The sequence below is a fragment of the Rhizobium sp. HT1-10 genome, assembly GCF_049472505.1.
Lineage (GTDB): Bacteria > Pseudomonadota > Alphaproteobacteria > Rhizobiales > Rhizobiaceae > Rhizobium.
This window is the reverse complement of record NZ_JBCEBQ010000007.1, coordinates 117,768-142,361: the sequence shown is the minus strand read 5'-3', so window position 1 is coordinate 142,361 and position 24,594 is coordinate 117,768. Positions and strand designations below refer to the sequence as shown.

Sequence of the window (24,594 nt, the reverse complement as noted above, 5' to 3'; positions counted from 1 at the left end):
GATTCAGCTGTCGCTTCGCGACAGCCAGGCCTTCACATGCTCGACCGTGTCGCCATAGAAGGTCTGGTACAGCGACTGCGCGACATAGCCGATATGCGGCGTTGCCAGCACGTTCGGCAGGGTGCGGAACGGGTGGTCGGGCAGCATCGGCTCGACATCGAAGACATCGACGGCCGCGCCGGCAATGGTGTTGGCGCGCAGGGCGCCGATCAGCGCCGCCTCCTCGACGATCGGGCCGCGCGACGTGTTGATCAGATAGGCGGTCGGCTTCATCAGCGCGATCTCAGGTGAGCCGACCAAGCCGCGGCTGCGCTCGCCGAGCACCAGGTGGACGCTCAGAAAATCGGACTGCCGGAACAGCTCATCCTTCGACACCAGGCGAACCCCGAACGAGCCCGCCTTATCGGCCGTCAGGTTGTGGCTCCAGGCAATGGTCTTCATGCCGAACGCATGGGCGATGGTCGCGACGCGCGAGCCGAGATTGCCGAGGCCGAGCAGTCCGAGCGTCCGGCCGTTGAGATCGGCGCCGACCCGTTGCTGCCAACCGCCCGCCCGAAGGGATGCATTCTCGCTCGCCACATGACGGGCGACGCCGAGGATCAGCGCCCAGGTCATCTCGACCGTCGGGGTGGCATCATAGCCTGTGTGCTCTACGACGATGCCTTGGCGCGCGGCGGCATCGCGGTCGATCGAGGCATTGCGTGCGCCGGTGGAGACGATGAGCTTGAGGTTTGGCAGCTTTGCAAGCAGTTCTGCCGTCATCGGTGTCCGCTCCCGCATGACGCAGATGACCTCGAACGGCAGCAGGCGCTGGACCAGCGCTTCGCCGTGATCGAGATGATCGTTGAAGACGGTAAGCTCGGCTTGGCGCATCACATCCGACCAATCGGCCATCTCAAGCGCAACATTCTGGTAATCGTCCAAGACCGCGATCTTCATCTCTGTTCCTTCACCATGGCGTTGCCCCTAAGGTAGGCAGGCGGGCAGGATTTAACAGATACCGGATGGCAGCATCGCCCACTTTCAGTGCGCGCGATGGATCGGCTTAGCTGCTTAGGCCGATCAGCCGCCGCAGCTGCGCAGCTGCGCATTGTAGGTGGAGGCGATGCCGGCGGCTTTTCGGGCGGTGCGCTGCAGATCGCCATTGGAGCGCCAGCTGCCACGGCTGTAGCCGTCATGACCGACATAATAGGCCATGTAGAGATTGTAGGTGTCGTTGAGTGGGATGCCGTTCTGCTGGCGGCTCTGGGCATGGTACCAGCCGATGAAGTTGACCGCATCGGCAAAATTGGTTCGTCGCGCCGCCCAATGGCCGGTGGCGCTTTGGTAGCGGGCCCAGGTGCCGTCGAGCGCCTGCGCGTAACCATAGGCGCTGGAGGGACGCGTCCAGGGGATGAAGCCGAACAGTTTCGTGCGCGGCGGCCGGGCATAGGGCTGGAAGCCGGACTCGACATAGATGGTCGCCATCAATACGGGCACCGGGACGCCATACTCGCGCGAGGTCTTCTCGGCTGCACGGCGCCAGTTGTTGAAAAGCCCGTCGCGCTGCTCGAAAATCGCGCAGCTGTTGCGGATCTGGTGGGGCGCCGTCGCGCAGCTGGACAGCACGACAAGGGCGGCGATAAACAATTTACGCATCGCATACTCACTCTCTTCCAAGAGATGAATAAGCGGTAAACGTTAAAAACGGGTTTTTATCGAGTCCGGGAAAAACACAGGCCGTCTTTCAGCTAGCGTTGTTGCCCGTAGGCCCGATCGACAGCCGCTCCATGCCGGAAGGAAAGCCATGACCGAGACAATCCGCCCCATGCCCGAGGAAGCCGGCATCCTCGAGTTCCTGCAGCTCTGCGACAGCTTCTATCCGGCCGACGCCGTCGACGCCTCGATCGACCAGCAGCGCCTCTGGTACGACGCCCTTTGCGCCCGCTTCGACCGGCCGATGCCTGACGGCATGACCAGCGAAGATGGCCTGATCGGCACCGTCCCGACCCGGCGCTATACCCCGGCCGACGTGCTGACCCCGACCAAACTGCTCTATCTCCATGGCGGCGGCTATGTCGTCGGCTCGCTGTCGAGCCACCACGCCATCTGCGCCGAGATCGCCGAGACGGCGGGCGCCGAGCTGATCTCCGTCGATTACCGCCTGGCTCCGGAGCATGTGTGGCCGGTCCAGTCGGACGATGCCTATACCGTGCTGAAGCTGCTTCTCGGCGAGGGGGATAGGATCGTCGTCATCGGCGACAGCGCCGGCGGCAACCTCGCGGCCGGGCTGACGCTCAGGGCGCGCGACGAAGGGCTGAAGGGGATTGTCGGCCAGGTGTTGATCTACGCGGCGCTCGGCGGCGACCTCGTCTCGGGCTCCTACCAGGAGATGGCAGAGGCTCCAGGACTGACGACCGCCGACGTCACCTATTACCGCGCCATCCTCAAGGCGCCAGCGGACGAGCCGGTCGCCCATCCGCTGCTGACGCGCTCCTGCGCCGGCCTGCCGCCCGCCTTCATCAGCGTCGCCCATTTCGACCCGCTGCGCGACGACGGCCGCCTCTATGCCGCGCGGCTGGCCGCCGACGGTGTCGAGGTCTGGTTCCGCGAGGAGCCGCAGATGGTGCATGCCTGGCTGCGCGCCCGCCACATGAGCGATGGCGCAGGGCAAGGTTTCCGCGCGCTCTGCCGGGCGATCCGGCAGATGGCGGAGGCAGAGGGATGAGCGGCCTCACCGATCTGTCGATCCTGCTTGCCAGCCTCGAGCCAACCCTCGTCGACGGCGAATTCGTCTATACCAGCGTACCGCCGGAAGGACTGGAGAAATATCTGGCGATGAAGCCGATCGGCCTGTTCCTCGAGGAGGAGGGGCTGACGCTGATCCTGCCGAAGCAGGCAGCGGCCGATGCCGGGCTTGCGGCGAGCGCTCCGCTCCGCTGCATCACCATGACGGTGCATTCCTCGCTGGAGGCGGTGGGAATGACGGCGGCGATGGCAGCGGCGCTGACGCGCGAAGGCATCAGCGCCAATGTCGTCGCCGCCTGGTATCACGACCACATCTTCGTGCCGGTGGCGGATGCGGATCGCGCCGTCGAGGCAATCCGAGCGCTGGCCGCCCGGCCTACATGAGGTCGCGCCGGACGGCCTTCTCGAAGGTCTTTTCAAAAACCTTCGTCTCGCCCTCATAGCCGATCACCGAGCCGCCGATCAGCCACTCGGTTGCCGTGCAGGCGATGGTCGCCGTTGAGACGGTGCGTACGAACCAGCCGGGCCGCTGCATGTCGCAGGTCCACACCGAGCGGCCGGTCATCGACAGCGGATCGCTGGGCGAGATCGACCAGACCTCGTCGCGCAGCTGGCGCGTCGAAAGCCCGGTGCCGGGATGCTCGAACAGGCCTGTGTCTTCGGTAATGCAATAATCCGTCCGATCCGCCGACAGATCGCGCACGACCTGCCGCTTTGTGACGCCCGGCTTGTGCTCGATATATTTCGGCAGCGGATCGGGATTGTTCGGCTGCTTCATCTCGAAGGTCAGGTGCTCGCCAAGCAGCGGCATCGCCAGGCCGACAGAGGCGAGATCGATCGTCACGCCCTCGTCGACCGGCGGCGGCAGCAGCATCGGCCAGTAGGCGGTCGACAGCGACAGGCGAATGCGGTGGCCGGCCTGGAAACGATAGCCGCAGGCATCGAGCACCAGCCGGATCTGCGTGGGCTCGCCCGGGACCATCGCTTGCGGCTCGGCATTGCCGTCGCGGTGCGCGAGATTGAGCACGCCGAAAGTGACGCGCGTCGCCGTGCCATCCGGATGGATGTCGACGATGCGGGCGCAGAGATTGGCAAGTTCCGCGTGGGCTCGGACCGTCAGCGTCAGCTCGGGGCGCCCGAGGAAGTCGTGGTCGGCGGTCAGCACGGGTGTCTGGAACACCATCGATCCGCCATCATCGCCGCGCTGGTCGAGCGCCATCTCGGCATCGGGCTTCAGGGTGAACCATTCACCTGAGGCCGTGCCGGTGTCGAGCGGCGACTTCAGGAAGACGGGATGTTCCGGCGCATGCGGGATCGGCATGCCTTCCATCAGCGTTCCGAACTGCTCGACATAGAAGCACTGCATGTCCGGCTGCTGCCACGCCGGCTTCGACACCCAGAAGCCGGGATCGACGTCGCGGCGGGTCGCCGGCTTCGGACCGTCGAGCATGAAGGCGCGCACCTGCGGTAGCGTCTCGATACCGTTGTCCTCGCCGCGCAGCCAGCGGTTCCACCAGGAGATCGCCTCGCCATGGAAATCGGCGCGCGGCTTCGGCCAGGCGAAATGCGGATATTTATGCACCCAGGGTCCGATCAGCGCCTTGGCCTTGTCGCCGAGCCCCTCCACCGCCTTCAGCGGCGTGTTGCGGTAGCCGTCTGCCCAGCCGGCAATGACCATCGCCGGGATCTTGAAGGCGGCAAAATCGTCGCCGATCGAGCCATGCTGCCAGAAGGCGTCGCGGCGCTGGTGCTGCAGCCATTCTTCCATGAAGAACGGCTCGTTCTCCAGCCGCTCCATCCACATCTCCCGCCAGCGGTCGCCGACCAACTCCGGATCGGGCGCGCGGGACTGGTAGGCGAGCATGGTCGCCGCCCAGGACAGCTGCGCCGACAGGTGACAGCCATCCTTGTAGTGGATGTCGTCATTGTAGCGATCGACGGTCGAGGCAATCGAGATCACCGCCTTCAGCGCCGGCGGATTGAGGGCCGCGACCTGCAGGCAGTTGAAGCCGCCCCAGGAAATCCCCATCATGCCGACAGACCCGTTCGACCATGGCTGGGCGGCGATCCAGGCGATCAGCTCGCAGGCATTGGCCAGTTCCAGCTCCGTGTATTCGCCATCGATCACCCCATCGGATTCCCCCGAGCCCCTGATATCGACGCGCACGCCGGCAATGCCGGCCGCTGCAAACAGCGGATAGGTCGATTCATCGCGCGGACTGGTTCCGTCGCGCTTGCGATAGGGCAGGAACTCGAACACCGCAGGCACGGGATCGACCTCGGCATTGTCCGGCATCCAGATGCGCGCGGCAAGCCGCGTGCCGTCGGCAAGCGTGATCCAGTGGTTCTCGATGACGGTGAAGGGGCGGTCAGTCATGGTCATTCCATTTCGAGGGCGATTTTCGGACATCTGCGAGAGGGTTAGGTTTCCTGTGGCACACGCTCACCCCCGTCATCCTCGGGCTTGTCCCGAGGATCTACCAAAGCCGGCTTCATCACCGCCGGCAGATGCTCGGGACAAGCCCGAGCATGACGGGTGGAGACTGCGTGATCCCAGTGATAACAATCCAGCTCGATCTCACGCATGTTGGCTGCTTCCCAAGCTTCGACTTCAGTTGTGTGGCTGGATAGCACAACTCTCACCACCCTCATTCCTGTGCTTGTCACAGGAATCCAGCGCACCCAAGTCTTTGGGTGCAAAAGACTCCTTAACTCCCGCATCCTGTTCTCTCACGGCGCAGACGCGCCGTGGCTGGATACCTGTGACAAGCACAGGTATGAGGGAGAGATCGAGCGAGGCCCGGCAAGCTCCGGCATGTTCCGTAGAACTGCACGCGCTTCGTCACATTTCCCCAGCATCTTTCCAAACCCGCATCACACTCAATTCCCGGCACTCTCCATCCGCCGTGTCGTCAGGACCTTCTCCAACCAGCCGATCTCCATCTCCGGCACCGATTTCAGCAACAGGTCGGTGTAATCGTCGAAGGGCGGCGAAAGGACCTTCGATTTCGGGCCGAACCGCACCAGCTTGCCGCGATGCATGACGGCGACGCTGTCGGCGATGGCGCGGACGATGGCGATGTCGTGGGTGATGAAGATGTAGGAGAGCTGCTTTTCCTCCTGCAGCTTCATCAGCAGGTTGAGAATGCCTTCGGCCACCAGCGGGTCGAGGGCCGAGGTCGGCTCGTCGCAGAGGATGAGCTCCGGATTGGCGGCCAGCGCCCGGGCGATGGCGACGCGCTGCTTCTGGCCGCCGGAGAGTTCGGCCGGATAGCGGTCGACGAAACCGTTGCTCATCTCGATCTGCTCGAGCAGCTCTTTCACCCGCGCGGTCTTTGCCGCACCGCGCAGGCCGTAATAGAAGGTCAGCGGCCGGCCGATGATGTCGCGCACGGTCTGGCGCGGGTTCATTGCCGTGTCGGCCATCTGGTAGATCAGCTGGATGCGGCGCAGGTCGTCGTTAGAGCGGCCTTTCAGCGCCGGAGACAACGGTTTGCCGGCAAAGGAGATGCTGCCCTGCTGGGGCGGCAACAGCCCGGTGATGACGCGGGCGAGCGTCGACTTGCCGGACCCGGATTCACCGACGATCGCCAGCGTCTGGCCCTTCGGGACATGCAGCGTCACGTCGAACAGCACCTTGAAGCCGTTCGAATAGCCGGCCGTGACGTTGTCGACCTTCAGCAGCGTGTCCGTTTGAACCGTCGCCTCCGGCCGCAGCGCCTGGCGGACATTGACCAGCGCCTGGGTATAGGCTTCGCGCGGCGCCTCGATGATCTGCTGCGCGGTGCCGTATTCCACCGTCTTGCCGTGTCTCAAAACCATGATGTCGTCGGAGATTTGGGCGACGACGGCGAGATCGTGGGTGATGTAGAGGGCGGCCGTGTCGGTTTCCTCGATGGCGTGCTTGATGGCGGCGAGCACGTCGATCTGGGTGGTCACGTCGAGCGCCGTGGTCGGCTCGTCGAAGACGATCAGCTCGGGGTTGGAGCACAGCGCCATGGCAGTCATCGCGCGCTGCAGCTGGCCGCCGGAGACCTGATGCGGATAGCGATCGCCGAAGGTTTCGGGATTGGGAAGGCCGAGGACGCGGAAGAGATAGAGCGCTCTTGTACGCGCTTCCTCCACGGTCATCAGGCCATGCTTGACCGATGCCTCGATCACCTGGGCGCCGAGGCGGTGGGCTGGGTTGAAGGCGGCGGCAGCCGATTGGGCGACATAGCAGACCCGGGCGCCGCGCACCCTGCGGATGCCGGGCTTGCCGAGCGCCAGCAGGTCCTCGCCGTCGAGCAGTACCTCGCCGCCGGTGATCTCGGCACCGCCGCGACCATAGGCCAGCGCCGACAGGCCGATGGTCGATTTGCCGGCGCCGGATTCGCCGATCAGGCCGAGCACCTTGCCCTTGGCGAGATCGAAGGAGACATCGTCGACGATGGTGACGCGCTTCGGCGGCTCGCCGGGCGGATAGCTGGTGGCCTCGATCTTCAGGCCGCGTACCGAAAGCAGCTCAGGCATCGCCACGTCCTCCCTTGAGGCTGGACGTCCGCTTCAACAGCCAGTCGACCACCAGATTGACACAGATGGCGAGCGCCGCGATGGCCCCGCCGGGCACGAGGGCGGCGGAAATGCCGAAGATGATGCCGTCCTTGTTGTCCTTGACCATGCCGCCCCAGTCGGCGGCAGGCGGCTGGATGCCGAGGCCGAGGAAGGAGAGGGTGGACAGGAACAGGATGGCAAAGGCGAAGCGAAGGCCGAATTCGGCAAGCAGCGGCGACAGCGTGTTCGGCAGTATCTCGCGGAAGATGATCCAGACCTTGCCTTCGCCGCGCAACTTGGCCGCCTCGACGAACTCCATGACAGCCACGTCGAGCGCCACGGCGCGGCCGAGGCGATAGACGCGGGTCGAGTCGAGAACCGCCATCACCAGGATCAGGATGAAGATGCTCTGCGGCAGCACTGCCAGCACCACCAGCGCGAAGATCAGCGTGGGGATCGACATCATCAGGTCGTTGAAGCGCGACAGCACTGTGTCGATCGGCCCGCGCGAAACGGCGGCGGTGAACGACAGGACGATTCCGAGCGAGAACGAGATCAGCGTCGCGCCGAGCGCCACGAACAGGGTGGTGCGGGCGCCATAGATCAGCCGCGAGAGAATGTCGCGCCCGAGATTGTCGAGGCCGAAATAGAATTGGCCGTCGGCCGGCGCCCAGACCTCGCCGACCACTTCGGTTTCTCCGTGCGGCGCGATCCAGGGGGCGAAGATGGCGCAGAACAGCGCCAAAAGGATGCCCGCTATGCCGATCCAGGCGGTGATGGGGATCTCTCTCAGTCTCATCGCGGATGCCTCAGCCGGGGATTGGCGACGATGGCAAGGATATCGGCCACCATGTTGAGAAGGATGTAGACGGCGGCGAAAATCAAACCGCAGGCCTGGACGACGGGCATGTCGCGCACTGTCACGGCGTCGACCATGTACTGGCCCATGCCGGGATAGACGAACACCACCTCGACCACGACGACACCGACGACGAGATAGGCAAGATTGAGCGCCACGACGTTGATGATCGGCGCCAGCGCGTTCGGTGCCGCGTGCCGGACGATCGAGCGGAAGGCGCTGAGGCCCTTGAGTTCGGCCGTTTCCATGTAGGCCGACGACATCACCGAGAGGATCGCGGCCCGCGTCATGCGCATCATGTGGGCGAGCACGACCAGCACCAGCGTCGCCGTCGGCAGGGCAATCGCCTGCAGCCGGTCGTAGAGGCTCATCTCGGCATAGACCGTGGCGGGGAAGGTGGCGACGCCGAACTTGACGGCGAAGAACATGATCAGCAGGTAGCCGATGAAGAATTCCGGCAGCGAGATCGCCGCCAGCGAGACGATGTTGATGATCTTGTCCGGCAGCCGGTTGCGGAAATGCACCGACAGCATGCCGAGCCCGACCGCCAGCGGCACCGAGATCAGCGCCGCGAAGCCGGCGAGGAACAGCGAATTGCCGAGCCTCAGGCCGATCTGCTCGCCCACCGAATTCTGGCTCGCCCAGGAGGTGCCGAAATCACCGACCATGGCATGACCGAGCCAGGAGAGGTAGCGCGACAGCAGCGGCTGGTTGAGGCCCAGCTGGTCGCGGATATTGGCGATCGCCTGGGGCGTTGCCGACTGGCCGAGATAGGTGGAGGCGAAGTCGCCGGGCAAGGCCTGCAGGCCGACGAAGATCAGCAGCGAGACGGCAAACAGCAGTACGATGCTGAGCACCAGCCGCTCGAAGATCAGCGCCGCCAGCGGAAACCGCTCGCGCAGCTTGCGGCCGGAAAGACCGTCTGTATCGGTCGATGGGGACATGGGCAGATCGCCTTATCTGAAACACATGGGACAACGCTGCTGGCGTCAGGCCGGCAACATCGCGTCACTGGACGGCCCCTGGCCGCCCTGCGTATCGACAAACCATGGGCCGCTTATCGTCATCCTCGGGCTTGTCCAGAGGATCCAATCACTCGATTTCTAACGATGGCAGAGGCCCGGGACAAGCCCGAGCACGACGGAGCGCGGATGAGCGTCGACCGCCGGCCGCAAGACCAGCGGTCGTCGCCCGGTTCAGTCTCAGGCGTCGAGCCAGACGCGGGTGGCGACATAGCCGTTCGACAGGTCGTTGCCGATGTCCTGAACGTAGTTCATCAGCTTCTTCGAACCGGCGTTCACGAAGTCGTTGAACATCGGCAGGATGGTGCCGCCCTCGTCGCGGACCATCATCGCCATCTGGCGATAGAGATCCTTGCGCTTGGTCTCGTCCAGTTCGGCGCGGGCCGAAATCAGCAGCTTGTCGAAATCGGGGCGCTTGAAGCGGGTGTCGTTCCAGTCCGCGCTCGACAGGTAGGCGCCGGAATAGAACTGGTCCTGCGTCGCGCGGCTGCCCCAGTAGGAGGCGCTGAACGGCTGCTTGTTCCAGACATTGGTCCAGTAACCGTCGGCGGGCTCGCGCTTGATCTCGAGGTTGATGCCGGCCTTCTTGGCGCTCTGCTGGAACAGCACGGAGGCATCGACGGCGCCGGGGAAGGCGACCTCGGAGGTGCGCATCAGGATCGAGCCGTCATGGCCCGACTTCTTGTAGTGGAACTTCGCCTTGTCCGGATCGTACTTGCGCTGCTCGATGCCATCGGGGAACAGGGCATAGGTGCTGTTGATCGGGAAGTCGTTGCCGAGCGAACCGTAGCCGCCGAGGATGCGCTTGACCATTTCCTCGCGGTCGATGGCATATTTCAGGGCAAGACGCAGGTCGTTGTTGTCAAACGGCGCGGTGTCGCAGTGCATGATGAAGACATAATGGCCGCCGCCGGCCGTGGTCAGCAGCTGGACGTTGGGGGCGCGCTTCAACAGGTTGACCGTCTTCGGATCGACGCGGTTGATGCAGTGCACTTGGCCGGAGGTGAGGGCGGCGACGCGGGCCGTGGCGTCGTTCATGGTGATCAGCTCGACGCTGTCGACATAGCCGCGGTCGGCGCGCCAGTCGTTCGGGTTCTTCTCGAAGGTCATGCGCACGCCGGCCTGGAAGTTGGCGACCTTATAGGCGCCGGTGCCGATTGCCGCCGTCGGATTGTCCATGCCGCCGTTCGGCTGGATGACGAGGTGGTAGTCGGTGAGGAGTGCCGGCATGTCGGCATTGCCCTGGTCGAGGGTGATGACGAGATCGCCGTTCTGGTTCTCGATCTTGGTCAGCGACTTCATCATGCCGAGCGCGCCGGACTTCGACTTTTCGTCAGAGTGGCGATGCAGCGTGGCGACGACGTCGTCGATGGTCATTTCCTTGCCGTCATGGAACTTGACACCCTTGCGGATCTTGAAAGTCCAGATCTTCGCGTCGGGAGACGAGGTCCAGGATTCGGCCAGCGACGGCAGCGGCTTGCGCGTCTGCGGATGGGTTTCGACCAGCGTGTCGCCCCAGGTGCGCACGGCGACGAACATGACCTGCGAGGTGGCAGAGGCCGGATCGATGCTGTCGGTCGACGAGCCGCCCTCGAGGCCGAGCTTCAGATGACCGCCCTTTTTCGGCGTCTGCGCCATGGCGCTTGTGGCAAACATCGCGTCGGCGGCAGCCAGCGTGACGCCGGCCGCCAAGGCGCGGCCCATGAATTCGCGGCGATTCATGCCACCGGCCGTGACCCGGCCGCTCAGATATTTGGTAAACTCGCTCATTCCCTGTTCCTCTTCTCTGGTTGTTATTGCCCTCGTATCCCGGCTGCCGTTTTCGGCTTTGACTTCCCGGTCCGATCCTGTGGCGGCGACTATAGAGAGATATCAGCCAATTCAAAGCCTTGATCGATCTCCCCTGCCAGTCTCCCGCAATTTATCCGTCGTTGACGCCCGCCTTTCCCTGGTGCCTTAAGCTGCCGGCAGCCTATTGTTTTCCCGTGACCTCAGCATGCAGTAATGGCGTCATCGGCTCCGATTGCACCGGTGGAATGCGACAAAATCTGCCACAGATGCGACGATGCGGACCGGCATTTCCGCCGATCCGCCGATCCGTTCCGCAGCCGCCAATCTGGAGCGCGGCCAGTGCCTCGCGCCGTCTCCCATCATGCCCATCCTACCCCTCGCGTTTCTGTCCGACATGCCGTCCCGTTCCCTCGGGCTGAGGCAGCGTCGCATGGGCTTCAGCAATGGCCATCACCTTCGTCAGGATCTTTTCCGGCGCCGGCGTCGCCTTGCCGGCCTTGGAATCCACATGCAGCAGCATCTGTTCGGCGGTGGCAAGCGCTGCGCCCGTGTCGCTGTCGTGGATCGTGTGGAACACCTGCAGCCGCTTGTCGTCGGCGGAGAGAATCTGGCAGGTCGCATGGATCGCCTGGCCGAGCTTGGCTTCGCCGAGATGCCGGATATGGGTCTCGACGGTGTAATAGCTGTGGCCGTCGCGGACATAGGCGAGGTCGACGCCGACGAGCCGCAGCAGCGCATCGGAGGTATCGCCGAACACCTGCAGGTAGCGGTGCTCGGTCATGTGGCCGTTGTAGTCGACCCAGGCCGGGCTGACCTTGGTCTCCACCAGTTTGAGCGGCCGCGCCGTGTCGTGCAGCGCGTCGCGCCTGCCGCCCTCGGCCCAGAGGCCGTCCTCGAACGCCTTCAGGAGCTTGCCGGCCCCCCAGCCCTTGCCGCCGTCGCTGCCCTTCAGCGTCTGCAGGATGCCGACGAGGTTTTCGTCGCGGATGCGCTCCAGCTCGCGGATCGAGCGGCCGGCGGCCTGTTCGTCCGATTGCCGGCCGATCTTTTCCACCAGCGCGTCGTCGAGATCGACGACATCGGTGAGCTTGGTCCAGGGCCAGGCGAGGCAGGGACCGAACTGGGCGAGGAAATGCCGCATACCGGCCTCGCCGCCGGCGATGCGATAGGTCTCGAACAGCCCCATCTGCGCCCAGCGCAATCCAAAGGAATAGCGGATGACATCATCCAGCGTCTCGACCGTGCAGATGTCGTCCTTGATCAGCCACAGCGCCTCGCGCCACAGCGCCTCCAGCAGCCGGTCGCCGACGAAGGCCTCGATCTCGCGGGCGATATGGACGCCCTTCATGCCGATAGGCGCCAGCCTGTCGATCGCCGCCCGAATGGTGGCCGCCGAGGTCTTGCTCCCCCCGACGATCTCGACCAGCGGCAGCAGATAGACCGGATTGTAGGGATGGGCGACGAACAGCCGCTCCGGATGACGCATGTCGCGCTGCAGCTCAGTCGGCAGCAGGCCCGAAGTCGAGGAGCCGATCAGCGCCTCCGGCCGTGCTGCGGCATCGATCAAATTGAGCACGCCGCGCTTCAGCTCCAGCCGTTCCGGCACGCTTTCCTGGATCCAGTCCGCATCCGCCACCGCCTCCTCGAGGCTATCCGCGAAAATCAGCCTGCCCCGCACCGGCAGCGGCGCGCCCGTCAACATGGCATAGGCCCGTTCCGCATTGGCGACGACCTCGCCGACGACCCTCCGAGATTCCGGATGCGGATCGAACACCTTCACGTCGATGCCCGCCAGCAGAAAGCGCGCAATCCACCCCCCGCCGATCACCCCCCCGCCAATGCAGGCTGCTTTCTGGATTTTGCTCATTGTCGTTCCTGCCATGGTCTAAGTTCCCTCATCCGGCCCTTCCGTGCCTGCAGCCACCCCTCTCTTCATCGCTAAGACGAGCCCAAACGAGGAGAGGGAGGCCTCGCCCCCTTCCCCTTCTCCCCACGGGGAGAAGGTGGCCGAAGGCCGGATGAGGGGGCTCGCATCTACCTCTCAAGCTAAGGTGAAAGAGGGGGTGATGCTGCAAACCCGGCGTTCGTGGCGGGCACCCCCCTCTGTCGGCTCTGCCGACATCTCCCCCACAAGGGGGGGAGATCAGAAACGCCCCCCATCACCGCTTCGTCAGCCTCAACTTCTTTCGCACCTCATCCGGCCCGATGATCCGCCCGCCCATGCCCTCGACGACCGTCACCGCCTTTTCCACCAGCTGCGCATTGGTGGCGAGCTTGCCCTTGCCGACGTAGAGATTGTCCTCCAGCCCGACGCGCACATTGCCGCCGGCGAGCACTGCTGCAGCCGGGTAGGCCATGGCGTTGCGGCCGATCGAGAAGGCCGAGAAGGTCCAGCCGGGCGGCACGTTGTTGACCATCGCCATGAAGGTGTTGAGATCGTCGGGCGCGCCCCAGGGAATGCCCATGCAGAGCTGGATCAGCACCGGGTCTTCGATCAGCCCTTCCTCGACCAGTTGCTTGGCAAACCAGAGATGGCCGGTGTCGAAGGCCTCGATCTCGGGGCGCACGCCGAGATCGGTCATCTTCTTCGCCATCGCCCGCAACATGCCCGGCGTGTTGGTCATGACATAATCGCCGAGCGAGAAATTCATCGTGCCGCAATCGAGCGTGCAGATCTCCGGCAGGCACTCGGCGACGTGGGCCACGCGGTCGGTGGCGCCGCCCATGTCGGTGCCTGCAGGGTTCAGCGGCAACGGGTTCTCGACGTCGCCGAAAATCAGGTCGCCGCCCATGCCGGCGGTGAGATTGAGCACCACGTCGACCTCGGAGGCGCGGATACGGTCGGTGACCTCCCGGTAGAGGTCCAGGCGGCGGCTGCCGGCGCCGGTCTCGGGGTCGCGGACGTGGCAGTGGACGATGGCAGCGCCGGCTTTGGCCGCATCGATGGCGGATGTGGCGATCTGCTTCGGCGTGATCGGCACGTGCACGGACTTGGAGGTGGTGTCGCCGGCGCCGGTGACGGCACAGGTGATGAACACATCGCGATTCATGGCAAGAGGCATTGGGGTCTCCATCGGTTGCCCGGATTACGCGGCATGATCGGCCGGAATGCTTTGCATTTTCGGATCTCGCCTATACATTATCGGAAACGGACACACTCCCCATGCTGACCGCCTCGAATGGCCGCCTCGATATCGACCTGCTGATTCTGCCGGAGACCAATCTCATCCTGATTGCCTCGGTCATCGAGCCCCTGCGCGGTGCCAACCGCATCGCCGGCAGCGAGATCTACCGCTGGCGGCTGTTCACCCCGGATGGCGCCCCGGTGCAGACCACCAGCAACATTCCGATCCCCGTCGACGCCGCCTTTCGGCCCGGCCGGGAAACCACGCCACTGTTCGTGCTAGGCGCCTATAACTGGCGGCGCAGCGCCACGCCGGCCTTGAAGATGCAGCTGTCCCAGACCGCCCGCCACCGCAGCGTCATCGCCGGGATCGAATCCGGCACCTGGCTGCTGGCGGAAGCCAGCCTCCTCGACGAGTTCGCCGCCACCACCCACTGGGAAGATTTCGACGACTTCGCCGCCGCCTATCCGCAGGTACGGATGGTGCGCGACCGCTTCGTCATCGACGGCAAGCGCATCACCACGGGCGGCTCGCTGCCGACGCTCGACCTGATGCTGGAAATCATCCGCCGGCGACAGGGCTATTCCCTGGCGCTGGAGGTGACGCGGCTGTTCATTTACGAACAGGGGGGAGGGTCCAAACAGGCCAGCGGGGATACACACGACGGCGGGCATAGACAGGCTGGAAAGTATACACAGGCCGGTGGGTACGAACCGGCAGGCAGGCACGACCAGGCCGGCGGGCGCAGCGAGATCCTGCCATCAGCAGCGGCCCAGCGCTTGGGCGATCCGCGCGTGGCCCAGGCGGTGCGGCTGATGGAGGCGAGTGTCGAGCAGCCGATGCCGCTCGCCCGTCTGGCGCGACGGGCGGGCCTTAGCGCCCGTCACCTGCAGTCGCTGTTCCGCGCCAGCGTCGGCGTCGCCCCGCACGTCCACTATCTCGCACTCCGGCTGAACGCCGCCCGCCGCAAGGTGATCGAGACGTCAGCCACCTTCGCCGACATCGCAGCCGCCACCGGCTTCAACTCCGCCTCCGCCTTTTCCCGCAGCTACCGGGCCCAATTCGGAGAAAGCCCCTCCGAAACCCGCCAGCGCATCGGCAGTCGGGGCTGACCGCGAACTCCTGGCCGCCGACACCCGCCTGAACGGGACCGCAAGCAACCTCCGACAGAAGCCCTTCCTCGATCCCCCCTCATTCCTCGACCTTGATCCCCGCATTCCGCCCCACCCACCCTCATTCCTGTGCTCGTCACAGGAATCCAGCCACGGCGCGTCCGCGCCGTGAGAGGACTCTGCGTCGTGGAAGGAGTCTTTCGCCCAAAGACTTGGGCGGCTGGATTCCTGTGACAAGCACAGGAATGAGGGAAGCGCGGGCCCTTACGCACGCAACGACTGCCAAAAAACAAATCCTGATTGCAGTCGCCACCCGGTCGCGCAATCATCCCGCCATGAAAGGCTACGTCTACATTCTGGCATCGGAGCGCAACGGCACGCTTTACATCGGCGTGACGCGGGATCTGCCCGGCCGGCTCTTTGACCATCAGAATGGACTGACGCCCGGCTTCACATCGCGATACAGCGTCAAGACGCTTGTCTGGTTCGAAGAACACGATCTGCTGACAACGGCCATCACACGCGAAAAGACGATGAAGAAGTGGCAGAGGCAGTGGAAGCTCAACTTGATCGAGGCGAGCAACCCGGACTGGGAAGACATCGCCCACTATCTCCACGGCCTGTAGCCAGCCAACATCCGGCACAAAGGCGATGGCAACGGATATTGGCCCAGACCTCCCTCATTCCTGTGACGAGCACAGGAATGAGGGTGGTCGGGTGTGCCCCGCGCGCGACAGATGAACCACCGTGGGTGCTGCGGGGTGCCGGTCGGTTGGCACAGCGTCGCTTGCGGCAGCCTGGGGGAAAAACCGTTGGGATTTTCCAATGGAATCAATGAAAATCACAAATATTCATCCCCACATCGCCGGACGCGCCTATACTGTCCCCGTTCCGCCCTCGGATACACCGGTCTGCGTTGTCGGCGAGGCGGAGCCGGTTCTTGGAGGGGTTGCTGTCGACGCAGGCGATCGTTTCAGGGCTCCGCAGAAAATGGATCCCTTCGAGCCCCAAGGCTCGGCGTGCCTGTGTGGCATAATCCGGCAGCTTTTCCCTGATGGGACCTGGGTCGGACACAGAGGATCCGGAGTTGCGGATGAAAACTGCCGAACGGGGCACTTCGCGTGTCATCTAAACTAAAATCATCAGGCACTCGATGTGCCCCGGCCGACCAATTCTGCGCAAAACACGGACCAGACCGGCCGCGCGGAGGAGAAGCCGTGGCTGCTGCGGGCGCGCCGGTCCGGCGTGTGGGATAACTTCGGGCCTCGGTTGCCTCGCCTCTTGAATTCCGCCCGAACCTTTGCCAAGTCAGGGGCCCCAATGACATCGACAACGCCTGAAGAGATCGCCATGACGACTGCCGTTGAAACCCCTGTGGAAAATCACGCCTTCGAAGCCGATGTATCGCGGCTTCTGCACCTGATGGTGCACTCGATCTACTCCGACAAGGACGTGTTCCTGCGCGAGCTGATCTCGAATGCCGCCGACGCCTGCGAGAAGCTGCGCTATGAGGCCATCGCCGCGCCCGAGCTGCTCGGCGGCGACCCGTCCTCGCGCATCCGGCTTTCGCTCGACGAGGAGAACCTCGGCTTCGTGCTCGAGGACAACGGCATCGGCATGAGCCGCGACGACATGATCGAGGCGCTCGGCACCATTGCCCGCTCCGGCACCCGCGCCTTCATGGAAATGGTCGAGGCTGCCAAGGGCAAGGACGGCGCGCAGCTGATCGGCCAGTTCGGCATCGGCTTCTACTCCGCCTTCATGGTTGCCGACCGCGTCGACGTCGTCTCGCGCCGCGCCGGATCGAATGAAGCCTGGATGTGGTCGTCGGATGGCAAGGGCGCATACACGATTGCGTCCGTGCCGCTCGAGCAGGCGCCGGCCCGCGGCACCCGCATCACGCTGGCGCTGATGGAAGACGCCAAGAGCTATGCGTCGCGCTGGACCGTCGAGCGCATCGTCAAGGAACAGTCCGGCCATGTGCCTGTGCCGATCGAGATCGTCGAGAAGCCGGGCGAGGAGCCCAAGCAGATCGCCGACGGCTCGGCGCTCTGGACCAAGTCGAAGAACGACATCACGACGGAAGAATACACCGATTTCTACCGGGGCCTCTCCGGCCAGTTCGACGAGCCGGCCGTGACGGTGCATTTCCGCGCCGAGGGTCGCCATGAATATACCGGGCTTGCCTTCGTGCCGAGCGCGCAGCCCTTCGACCTCTTCGATCCCGACCGCAAGGGCCGCATCAAGCTCTACGTCAAGCGCGTCTTCATCACCGACGATGCCGACCTGCTGCCGCGCTACCTGCGCTTCGTGCGCGGCCTCGTCGATACGTCGGACCTGCCGCTCAACGTCTCGCGCGAGATGATCCAGCAGAGCCCGATTCTCGCCGCCATCCGCAAGGGGCTGACCAGCCGCATCCTCACCAGCCTCGAAAAGCTGGCCGACAGCGACAACGACGCCTTCGTCAAGGTATGGGAAGCGTTTGGCACGGTGCTGAAGGAAGGCATCTACGAGGACTATGAGCGCCGCGCCCAGCTGATGGCGCTGTCGCGCTTCAAGAGCACGGCGTCGGGCGATGGCTACCGGTCGCTTGCCGACTACGTCAAGGACATGAAGGAAGGCCAGACGGCGATCTATTATCTCGCCGGCGGCAATCTCGCACAGCTGGCTGCATCGCCACATATCGAAGGGTTCCGCGCCCGCGGCGTCGAGGTGCTGCTTTTGACCGATCCGGTCGACAGCTTCTGGGTGACCAATGCGCCCGATTTCGACGGCAAGAGCTTCAAGTCCGTGTCGCAGGGGACGGCAGACCTTGCCGACATCAAGAAAACCGACGGCGATACGCAGCCGAAGCCCGAGACGTCGCAGCTCGTCAGCGACTTCATCGCCTTTGCCAGGACAACGCTCGGCGAGGCGCTGTCCGACGTGCGCGCCTCCGACCGCCTGACCGAGAGCGCCGTCTGCCTCGTGGCGCCGGAGCACGGCCCCGACCGCCAGCTGGAGAAGATCCTGCAGGCCGGCGGCAGGCTGGATGCCGCCGCCAAGCCGGTGCTCGAGATCAATCCGGACCACGCGCTGATCACGGCGCTTGCCGGCACGGCGGGCAAGGACGGCGCCTTCCAGACGGACGCCGTACAGCTGCTGCTCGACCAGGCCCGCATCCTCGACGGAGACAAGCCGGAGGACCCGCGCGCCTTCTCAGACCGGCTGTCGCGGGTGCTGGAACGGGCGTTGAAGTCGTAAGCGCCGTCAGCGACTAGACGAATGCCGTGCAAGCCCTAGATCGCCTGAAGAACAGGAGATCGACGGGCGTGAGCGAAGTGGACGGTATGGCGGCTTTGACGAAGGGTCCTGCCTCGGAAGAGGCGGGACGGGGACGGGAGGCCGAGGCGCCGCACGAGATTCCGCCGAAGGGTCTGAAGGACGTGCTGTTCCGCGTCGTTGCCGAGGTGATGGAAGACCGGGTGACGCTGATTGCCGCTGGCGTCACCTATTACCTGCTGCTCGCGTTGTTTCCGGCGATGGGCGCGCTGGTCTCGCTTTACGGCTTCGTCGCCGATCCGACGACGATTGCCACCCATATCGGCTTTCTCTCGCAGATCTTTCCGCGCGGCTCGTTCGATCTCATCCTGTCGCAGTTGACCGCACTGACGCAGCAGAAGCCGGGTGCGCTCAGCCTCGGCTTCATCACCGGTCTCGTCATCGCCATCTGGAGCGCCAACAACGGCGTCAAGGCGCTCTGCGATGCGATGAACGTCGCCTATGGCGAGGAGGAAAAGCGCGGCATCGTCGAGTTCAACCTTTTGTCGCTCGGCTTCACCTTCGGCCTTCTGATCTTCGCCGTGGTGCTGATTTTCGCCATCGGCGTCATTCCGGCCATCCTTGCCTATTTCTGGCTCGGCGAGTGGACGGACCTTTTGACGCGGATCGGGCGCTGGCCGATCATCCTGGCGCTGGTGATGACCGGCATCGTGCTGCTCTATCATTATGGCCCGAGCCGCGAGCGGGCAAAGTTCGTCTGGCTGAGCTGGGGCGCCGTCTTCAGCACCCTGTGCTGGTTGCTGTCGTCCTTCGTGTTTTCCTACTATCTCGACAATTTCGCCAACTACAACGCCACCTATGGCACGCTCGGTGCGCTGATCGGCTTTATGGTCTGGATCTGGATCTCGGTGATCATCATCATCGTCGGGGCCGAGATCAACGCCGAGCTGGAGCACCAGACGCGCAAGGATTCGACCACCGGCCCGCCGCGCCCGATGGGAGAGCGCGGCGCCTATGTCGCCGATACCGTCGGCAAGACCGCCGACTGAGGCGGACTGCCGCAGGGCTCAGCGATTTTCGGCCCGCACTTCCTTTGATGCCGGATCGCCCGGGTCCTCCAGCGTCACCAACGCGGCCTGGCTGTCGGCGGAGGCGACCGCCGTCGGCAGCGGTGTGTGGCGCTTGCGCTCGCGCATCAGCGTCAGCAGGCCGGAGAAGATGATCAGCACGATGCCGACCGCCATTGGCGCGTCGATGTGGTCCTCGAAGATCAGGTAGCCGAACAGGATCGCCCAGATCATCTGGCTGTACTGCGGCGGCGCCACCAGGCTTGCCGGCGCCATCTTGGCGGCATTCATCATCAGCACGTTGCCGGCGGTGCCGAGCAGGCCGTAGCTGGTGAGGAACAGCCATTGCCGCGGCGTCGGCACTGCCATCTCGGTGAGCATCAGCAGGCCGCTGATGATCAGTACGCCGAACAGCGCCGCGCCATAGAGCGACAGCCGCTTCTCGGTCGGCCCCATCGCCCGGAAGATGACGATCGAGATGGCAGCGGAAAGGCCGCCGAGGGCGGCGCAGAGATGGCCCACCGACAATTCGCGAAAGCCCGGACGCAGCACGATCAGCACGCCGACGAAACCGATCGTCACAGCCGTCCAGCGCTGCCAGCGGACATCCTCCTTGAGGAAGATCACCGACAGAATGGTGACGAAGGACGGCAGCAGGAACAGGAGCGCGAAGGCTTCGGCCATCGGCAGCTTGGTGAAGGCGACGACCGAGCAGATCGCCCCGATGGCGCCGCAGACGAAGCGCAGCATCCACAGCGGGCGGTTGGACGTCTTGACGATATCCGACCAGGTGTCGTTTTTGGTCTTCAGGAAGGGCAGGGCCGCCAGCCCGAACAGCGCGCCGATGAAGGTCACCTGATAGGACGGCAGGGCGCCGTGCAGGATCTTGATCGACGCATCGCTGAAGGCAAACACGGCATAGGCTGCGAAGGCGACGAGCACGCCGCGGAGGGGAGAATAGGGTGCCGTCATGATTCCAGATCTGTGATTGACTTGCGAAGGCTCACGGCGACTGCGCGGGAGCCGGAAGAATGAAGCGCGGCGGACGGGAGTTCCGCGCGCGCCGGTTTCGGTGATTTGCTGGAGGAATCAATGCCAGATTCCGCCCGACAGGTCGCCTCCTTTATCAGCCACAGTTTGCGCTTTGTGTGACGCTGCGACCCGTCTCCGGCCATTCCCGGAATCTTGGCGACGCTATTGTCAAAATCTTTGAAAAAGGGGGGTCGGCGGCGGCGAAAAACTGGCCTAAGTATATGGGTGCAACTGGTGAAACCTTCCGGAACGTCGCCCCGACAGAAAAGGAACTGACCATGAAAACGTTGAATCTTCCGAAGCGCTATATCTGCGGCATCGACGAGCTGTCGGGGCGCTCCGGCCATGGGATCACGCATGTTCTGTCGCTCGTCGACCCGGAGCTTCCGGAGCTAGAGCACTTTGAGGCCTATGGCAGCACGCGCCGCCTGGTGCTGAAGATGCATGACATCATCGCGCCGAAGCCGGGCATGGTGCTGCCGGAAAAGTCGCACATGAAGTCCATCCTGGAATTCGGCCATCTCGTCGAAACCGAGAGCAATTCGTTCGGCTCGCTTCTGGTCCATTGCCACATGGGCGTCTCGCGCTCGACGGCTGCGATGGTGGCGATCATGGCGCAGGCGCATCCGGAAGAAAACGAGGACCACGTCTTCGAAACGCTCCGCCGCATCCGCCCGCAGGCCTGGCCGAATTCGCTGATGATCAAATATGCCGACGAGCAGCTCGACCGCGACGGCAAGCTGACGGCCGCCCTGCGCCGCCACTACGGCATCCAGCTGCGGGAAACGCCTGAAGTCGGCACCTGGATGACGACTCTCGGCCGCCAGCGCGAGGTCGACATGGCGGAATGATCCGCCGCCCGATGCGGCGATTTTCCTGTCCGGGAAGATCGCCGGCTACAGGGTTCGCCGAGGTGACTCGGCGACGATTCTTGCTTCGAATCGACTGCTGCAACCTTTTTGGCGCGCAGTTTCCGCACGGTGAAAAGCCCGGAAAACCGGAAGAAAAATCCGAGAATCGTCGTCGCGCAAAAAAGGAATTTGGAATACGCAAAGATTTTGTTAAGACGTTGCGTCGATACAAGTATGGGCCAGCCAAAAAGGAGGCACCTGCCGTTGCGGACGCATAGTGATTGGATGAAATCCTTCGTGGGGATTTTTGTTGTCGGACTGACCATGGCAGGGTGCACGACCATGCCTAAGCCGGAAACGAAGCCAGTTACCCGTACCAAGACCGCCAGCGGCGTGAAGGTCACCTACAACTACACCCGCGAAGACCGGGAATGCCTGAAGCGGGCGATGTATGCGGAATCGCTGCATTCCGACCCGGACGGCTATCTTGCCGTCGGCACCGTCGTCGCCAATCGCCTGACCTCTCCAGCCTATCCGAAAACCATCTGCGGCGTCGTCGGCCAGGAAAAGCAGTTCGCGCCGGGTGTGATGAAAGTGCGTATCGCAGAGCAGTCCGAGCCGACGCTCGATGCGGCCGCCGATGCCATTCTGCACGGCCAGCGCCATCCGGCCCTCGAAAGCGCGATGTTCTTCCATACGGAAGGCCTGAAATACCCTTACGGCAACATGCACTACGTCGCTGTCGCCGGCGGCAATGCCTTCTACGAGAAGCGCTCGCAGGACGGCACGCTGCAGACGCCGCCGCCGCTGCCGGCCTATGAAGTCGCCATGAACTACGTCGGCTCGCAGCCGGCCTCCGAGCAGATCTCGACGCCGCAGTTCAACCACCTGCTGCCCGAAACAGGCCCGGTTCCGGCCTTCACGCCGGCCCCGGCTCTGACGCCCGCGTCGATCGCGCCCACCGAGACAGCCTATGCGATGCCGCCGACAAAGGTCGTCATCCCCACCGAACGCCCCGATTTCGCGACGGTTTACGCGCCGCTCAATTAAGGACCGCGTGACAGCGGTTAACGACAGCGCCGGCAAAGGCGCTGCGTTTCACCTGTTGCACCCCATGAAGATGACGCTGGCTACCAGTTTCCGGGGTCGGCCGTGTGATCGATCTCGGCGAACTCCTCGGCCGCCTGCCGTTCCAGCGTCACATCCGTCATAACGTCCTGCTCGTCCCGCACCGCGTAACGCAGCGGCGCCGGCTCCTTGGTCAATTCCTGGTACACCAGCAGGGCAGCTTCGTCGGCGCTGTCGGCTTCAATCTTCCGGGTGATCGTCACTGTAAATTTTTGCATGGTGAGAACCTAGTGCGGCAGGAGTGGCTTGTCGACCTGCGCGTGCCAGTTTCGGAAATGCCTAAGAGGCGCGCATGGGTCAGACGTGCTGGCCGCCGCTGATGTGGATTTCGGCGCCGTTGATATAGGACGATGCGGCGGTGCAGAGGAAATGGATCGTCTCCGCCACCTCCATCGGCGACCCCAGCCGCCCCATCGGCACATCCCGCCGGACGATATCGTCGGTGCCCGGAGAGAGCATCGAGGTTGCGATCTCGCCCGGCGCGATGGCGTTGGCACGGATGCCCATCGGTGCGAATTCATGGGCCAGCTCACGGGTCAGAGATGCCAGTCCGGCCTTCGACGCGGCATAGGCGACGCCGGCGAAGGGGTGGACCCGCGATCCGGCGATCGACGTCACGTTGACGATGGACCCCTTGGCCTGCTGCAGCTCCGGGCGCAGCTCGCGCGCCAAAAGCGCGATCGAGATGAGATTGACGTTCATCACCTTCGTCCAGGTCGTCGCATCGGTGGCGCTGACGCCGAGCCTCGATTGGTCGGGCCCTTTCGGCGATATGCCGGCATTGTTAACCAGTGCATGCAGCGCGCCGTCCGGCAACCGCTCCCGAACGGTGGCGGCCAACCGCTCGATCTGGTCGAGATCGGAAAGGTCCGCCTGGATGTGACTTTCGCGCGCCGCCGGCCAGGGGCAGTCCTCGGAGGATTGCCGTGACACCGTCAGGATCTGCCAGCCCTTTTCCGTGAAGAATTTGACGGTGGCATGTCCGATCCCGCGGCTTGCGCCGGTCAACAGCATGATATTTCTAGCCATTTCATTCCATCCCCAAGCGTTGATGACGCCGTTCGTGCCTGCCGAAGTCTTCAAGCGACTGGCGCTCAGCCTGCCGCGCACGACCGGGCCTTGGTCTTTTGATGCGGGACATCGGCGGCGTTTGCAAGCAGTTCCGCCGATCTCGAGGAATACGGCAGCCCACATCCGACGCCGCAATTTTCCGGTGGCTTGCCTTCCTGCATCAGGCAGCGAAATTTCGTTGTCCGTTCATCTCATTTAGGGGCAAATTAACTTTCTGTTAACCAAATCAGCCGTAAATCTCGGCAACGAATTCTTCACGAAGATGACCAAAGTGCTAACAGACGCCCGCTCGATACGCATCAAGGGCCGCTCCTTTCTGGCGGTGATGTTATCCCCCGATCTCCCGTTTGACGACTGGTTGATCAGGCTGGACGACCTCGCCAGGCGTTCGGCGGGCTTCTTTCTCGGCCGTCCGGTGGTGCTCGATGTCACGGACCTGCCGATCGACCGGGCACAGCTGAAAGAGCTGATCGCCGAACTGTCGACGCGCAATGTCAGCATCATGGGCATCGAGGGCGGACGCCCGTCGATCCTCGGTCCCGGCATGCCGCCGGCGCTGAAGGGCGGTCGACCGGTCGCCGATTTCGAGGTTTCCTCGAAAGAGGCAAGCGTCGAGGAGCCGAGCAAGCCTGTGGTCGCCGAGCCAAGGCCGGTGACACAATCGCTGATCATCCGCGAACCGGTGCGCTCGGGACAATCGGTGATGTTTCCGGAAGGCGACGTCACCATCATCGGATCGGTCGCTTCGGGCGCCGAAATCGTCGCCGGCGGCTCCGTGCATATCTACGGCGCGCTCAGAGGCCGCGTCATGGCGGGCTCGGTCGGAAATGCTTCCGCGCGGATCTTTTGCCGGAAGCTCGAGGCCGAACTGGTCGCGATCGACGGGATCTACAAGATGGCGGAAGACCTCGCGCCAGAGCTTCACGGGCAGGCCGTGCAACTCTGGCTCGAGGACGACACGATCATGGCAGAAAAACTGAATTAAGCCGCAAGCTGGCAGGGACAGAAGGAGAGC

The 24,594-nt window shown here is 63.9% G+C and carries 21 protein-coding genes; 9 read left to right on the top strand and 12 right to left on the bottom strand.

All coding sequences use genetic code 11. From position 1 onward, the window contains the following. Nucleotides 1-3: 3 nt before the first annotated feature. Together VH564_RS17930 and VH564_RS17925 are read right to left on the bottom strand one after the other, a co-directional pair. The gene (locus VH564_RS17930) at nt 4-939 is read right to left on the bottom strand and encodes a D-2-hydroxyacid dehydrogenase family protein (protein ID WP_423341221.1); all 936 of its coding nucleotides are present in this window, start codon (nt 937-939) and stop codon (nt 4-6) included. A 123-nt stretch (nt 940-1,062) separates the two neighbouring features. Continuing rightward, a complete protein-coding gene (locus VH564_RS17925; protein WP_423341220.1) occupies nt 1,063-1,638 on the bottom strand; it encodes a transglycosylase SLT domain-containing protein in 576 nt (191 codons plus the stop codon). Between the two features lie 148 nt (nt 1,639-1,786). On the opposite strand from VH564_RS17925, the gene VH564_RS17920 reads away from it, so the two are divergent. Continuing rightward, entirely contained in the window at nt 1,787-2,707 is a 921-nt protein-coding gene (locus tag VH564_RS17920) for an alpha/beta hydrolase (protein ID WP_423341219.1), read from the top strand. Then, nucleotides 2,704-3,111, top strand: a complete 408-nt coding sequence (locus VH564_RS17915) for an ACT domain-containing protein (protein WP_423341218.1) — start codon at nt 2,704-2,706, stop codon at nt 3,109-3,111. The genes VH564_RS17920 and VH564_RS17915 overlap by 4 nt, the downstream gene beginning before the upstream one ends. Here the strand turns inward: VH564_RS17915 and VH564_RS17910 are convergent. The 7 genes from VH564_RS17910 to VH564_RS17880 form a co-directional block, all read right to left on the bottom strand. Further along, nucleotides 3,104-5,110 (bottom strand): CocE/NonD family hydrolase, encoded by a 2,007-nt coding sequence (locus VH564_RS17910; RefSeq protein ID WP_423341217.1) that lies wholly within the window; start codon nt 5,108-5,110, stop codon nt 3,104-3,106. The genes VH564_RS17915 and VH564_RS17910 overlap by 8 nt on opposite strands. Nucleotides 5,111-5,607: 497 nt before the next feature. Further along, nucleotides 5,608-7,239, bottom strand: a complete 1,632-nt coding sequence (locus VH564_RS17905) for an ABC transporter ATP-binding protein (protein WP_423341216.1) — start codon at nt 7,237-7,239, stop codon at nt 5,608-5,610. Then, on the bottom strand, nt 7,232-8,059 hold the full coding sequence (locus tag VH564_RS17900; protein WP_423341215.1) for an ABC transporter permease: 828 nt from the start codon (nt 8,057-8,059) through the stop codon (nt 7,232-7,234). Before VH564_RS17900 ends, VH564_RS17905 begins: the two co-directional genes overlap by 8 nt. Further along, complete coding sequence (locus tag VH564_RS17895) at nt 8,056-9,063, bottom strand: ABC transporter permease (protein ID WP_423341214.1); 1,008 nt, start codon at nt 9,061-9,063, stop codon at nt 8,056-8,058. Before VH564_RS17895 ends, VH564_RS17900 begins: the two co-directional genes overlap by 4 nt. Before the next feature lie 258 nt (nt 9,064-9,321). Beyond that, nucleotides 9,322-10,911 carry an ABC transporter substrate-binding protein gene (locus tag VH564_RS17890; RefSeq protein ID WP_423341213.1) on the bottom strand — a complete coding sequence of 530 codons (1,590 nt, stop codon included), beginning with the start codon at nt 10,909-10,911 and terminating at the stop codon, nt 9,322-9,324. 391 nt (nt 10,912-11,302) lie between these two features. Further along, entirely contained in the window at nt 11,303-12,799 is a 1,497-nt protein-coding gene (locus VH564_RS17885; protein ID WP_423341212.1) for a carnitine 3-dehydrogenase, read from the bottom strand. A 292-nt stretch (nt 12,800-13,091) separates the two neighbouring features. Continuing rightward, on the bottom strand, nt 13,092-13,994 hold the full coding sequence (locus VH564_RS17880) for a 3-keto-5-aminohexanoate cleavage protein (protein WP_423341211.1): 903 nt from the start codon (nt 13,992-13,994) through the stop codon (nt 13,092-13,094). A gap of 101 nt (nt 13,995-14,095) precedes the next feature. Here VH564_RS17880 and VH564_RS17875 point away from each other — a divergent pair, with 101 nt between their 5' ends. The 4 genes from VH564_RS17875 to VH564_RS17860 all read left to right on the top strand — a co-directional run bounded on the left by VH564_RS17875 (nt 14,096) and on the right by VH564_RS17860 (nt 19,479). Beyond that, complete coding sequence (locus VH564_RS17875) at nt 14,096-15,169, top strand: GlxA family transcriptional regulator (RefSeq protein ID WP_423341210.1); 1,074 nt, start codon at nt 14,096-14,098, stop codon at nt 15,167-15,169. A 335-nt stretch (nt 15,170-15,504) separates the two neighbouring features. Then, nucleotides 15,505-15,795, top strand: a complete 291-nt coding sequence (locus VH564_RS17870) for a GIY-YIG nuclease family protein (RefSeq protein ID WP_423341209.1) — start codon at nt 15,505-15,507, stop codon at nt 15,793-15,795. Between the two features lie 694 nt (nt 15,796-16,489). Next, the gene (htpG, locus tag VH564_RS17865; RefSeq protein WP_423341208.1) at nt 16,490-18,412 is read left to right on the top strand and encodes a molecular chaperone HtpG; all 1,923 of its coding nucleotides are present in this window, start codon (nt 16,490-16,492) and stop codon (nt 18,410-18,412) included. An 86-nt stretch (nt 18,413-18,498) separates the two neighbouring features. After that, complete coding sequence (locus VH564_RS17860; RefSeq protein WP_423341371.1) at nt 18,499-19,479, top strand: YihY/virulence factor BrkB family protein; 981 nt, start codon at nt 18,499-18,501, stop codon at nt 19,477-19,479. 18 nt (nt 19,480-19,497) lie between these two features. Here the strand turns inward: VH564_RS17860 and VH564_RS17855 are convergent, their stop codons facing one another. After that, a complete protein-coding gene (locus VH564_RS17855; RefSeq protein WP_423341207.1) occupies nt 19,498-20,469 on the bottom strand; it encodes a DMT family transporter in 972 nt (323 codons plus the stop codon). Nucleotides 20,470-20,807: 338 nt separating this feature from the next. Here VH564_RS17855 and VH564_RS17850 point away from each other — a divergent pair, with 338 nt between their 5' ends. Together VH564_RS17850 and VH564_RS17845 are read left to right on the top strand one after the other, a co-directional pair. Beyond that, nucleotides 20,808-21,380: a tyrosine phosphatase family protein gene (locus VH564_RS17850; protein WP_423341206.1), complete on the top strand. Its 573-nt coding sequence runs from the start codon at nt 20,808-20,810 to the stop codon at nt 21,378-21,380. Nucleotides 21,381-21,722: 342 nt separating this feature from the next. Continuing rightward, the gene (locus tag VH564_RS17845) at nt 21,723-22,430 is read left to right on the top strand and encodes a cell wall hydrolase (RefSeq protein WP_423341205.1); all 708 of its coding nucleotides are present in this window, start codon (nt 21,723-21,725) and stop codon (nt 22,428-22,430) included. Nucleotides 22,431-22,510: 80 nt separating this feature from the next. On the opposite strand, the gene VH564_RS17840 is transcribed toward VH564_RS17845, so the two are convergent. Then, entirely contained in the window at nt 22,511-22,726 is a 216-nt protein-coding gene (locus VH564_RS17840; protein ID WP_423341204.1) for a hypothetical protein, read from the bottom strand. Between the two features lie 79 nt (nt 22,727-22,805). Next, complete coding sequence (locus VH564_RS17835; protein WP_423341203.1) at nt 22,806-23,537, bottom strand: SDR family NAD(P)-dependent oxidoreductase; 732 nt, start codon at nt 23,535-23,537, stop codon at nt 22,806-22,808. Nucleotides 23,538-23,841: 304 nt separating this feature from the next. Between VH564_RS17835 and minC the strand changes: the two genes are divergently transcribed. After that, nucleotides 23,842-24,564, top strand: a complete 723-nt coding sequence (gene minC / locus VH564_RS17830) for a septum site-determining protein MinC (protein WP_423341202.1) — start codon at nt 23,842-23,844, stop codon at nt 24,562-24,564. The last annotated feature ends 30 nt before the right edge of the window (nt 24,565-24,594 follow it).